The sequence below is a fragment of the Bradyrhizobium sp. 14AA genome, from assembly GCF_054185205.1.
The window spans coordinates 1-434 of the sequence record NZ_JAVAYM010000200.1 but is presented as its reverse complement, the minus strand read 5'-3'; the positions used below and the strand labels follow the sequence as shown (position 1 = coordinate 434).

At 55.8% G+C, this 434-nt stretch carries 1 protein-coding gene; it reads left to right on the top strand.

Going from position 1 to position 434, the window contains the following annotated elements; genetic code table 11:
* Positions 1-344: hypothetical protein (locus RAD15_RS44000; RefSeq protein WP_458184893.1), on the top strand; the 344-nt coding region annotated here is incomplete at its 5' end.
* Between the last annotated feature and the right edge of the window lie 90 nt (positions 345-434).

Genomic DNA, 434 nt, shown 5'->3' with positions numbered 1-434 from the left:
AGTCCGAGTCCTCCCCGCAGCCGGTGGAGTACCAGATGGTATCCATCTACCTCGCCGAGGCTGGCATCTTCGACGTCGTTCCCGTTGAAGACGTCCGCCGCTTCGAGGACGAGGTACACGAATACCTCAACGCCAACACCCCAGAGGTCTTTGAGCAGATTTCCGGCGGCAAGCCGCTAACCGATGAGTCCAAGGACGCATTGGTTGCGGCAGCTAAGGATTTCCAGCCGACCTTCCGCACCTCCGAAGGCCATAACTTTGTCTCTGAGGCACCGGTAGAGCCTTTGGATGAAAGCGACGTAAAGAACACCGAGCTCAACGTCTCCCGCAAGACGGCTAAGTAGAGTTCAGAACTCATAACTAACCGTCTAGATTAAAGAAGGGAGGAGAAACGATGGCTAATCTTCGCGAACTACGTGACCGCATCCGGTCCG